Source organism: Mycobacterium gordonae, assembly GCF_002101675.1.
Classification (GTDB): domain Bacteria; phylum Actinomycetota; class Actinomycetes; order Mycobacteriales; family Mycobacteriaceae; genus Mycobacterium; species Mycobacterium gordonae.
The window spans coordinates 1-1,036 of record NZ_LQOY01000213.1 but is presented as its reverse complement, the minus strand read 5'-3'; the positions used below and the strand labels follow the sequence as shown (position 1 = coordinate 1,036).

At 68.1% G+C, this 1,036-nt stretch carries 1 protein-coding gene; it reads right to left on the bottom strand.

Features of this window, described 5'->3' with window-relative positions:
- Positions 1–1,036, bottom strand: a 1,036-nt coding sequence (locus AWC08_RS27305; protein ID WP_142283841.1) for an HNH endonuclease signature motif containing protein, incomplete at both ends; no start/stop codon positions are given.

Genomic DNA, 1,036 nt, shown 5'->3' with positions numbered 1-1,036 from the left:
CACGCGAGGGTGAGGTCGTGGATGTCGGTGTAGAAGGTGGTGGTCCAGCCGGAGACGTGGTGGACCTCGGTGTGGTAGGCCGGGGCGGTGCAGCCGGGGCGGGTGCAGCCACCTTCTTTGGCCAGCAGCATTATTCGCTGGGCGAGGTTGGCGAAGCGCTTGGTGTGGAACAGGGCCAGGGGCTTGGCCTGGTCGAAGACCGCCAGGTAGTGGTGTGAGGTGGCGGCCCAGCGGATGAGGTCTTTCATGGGGACTCGGGTGCCGCCGGCGGTGCGGGCCTTGCCGGCGCCGGCTTCGAGGTCTTTGAGTGTGGTGGTGACGATGATGGACACCGGCAGGCCGTGGTGGGTGCCGAGCTCACCGGTGGCGAACAGGTCCCGGATGGCGGTGACGATGGCGTCGTGGTGGCGTTGGGGTTGGCTGCGGGTGTCGGTGTCCTCGTCGGGGATGCCGGCGCCGGGGGCGGCGAGTTTGGCCCACGCCGCCTCGATTAGCGCGCGCAGTTCGGGGGTGATCTGGCCGCTGATGCGTGACATGCCGTCGTATTGCTGAGCACCCAGGCTCAGGCCGCGTTTGCGGGCGCGTTCGTCCTCGGTGTAGTCGCCGTCGGGATGCAGCAAGGCCATGAGTTCGCGGGCGTATGTGGCGACCTGGTCGGGGCGAAAGTCGCAGGCTTTGCCGGCGAGGTCCTTCTCGGCGGCTTCCCAGGTGCTTACGTCGATGCTGCTGGGTAGGTGGGCGATGAAGTTGCGGATCACCTTGACGTGCCCGTCGCCGATCAGGCCTTCGCGTTGGGCGGCGGCGGTCGCGGTCAACAGCGGCGCCAATGGTTCTCCGGTCAGGGCGCGGCGCTCGCCGAGATCCTCGGCTTCGACGATGCGGCGGTTGGCTTCGACTTTGGTGATGCGTAGCCGGTCGGCCAGTGCGGCGGAAAGTGTGTCGCCGAGCTCTTCTTCGGTGGCCTGGGCGGCGAGTTGGTTGATCAAGGCGTGGCGCACGGAGCGCTCCCGGCGTTCCCGGCGTTCCTCGCGCTCCA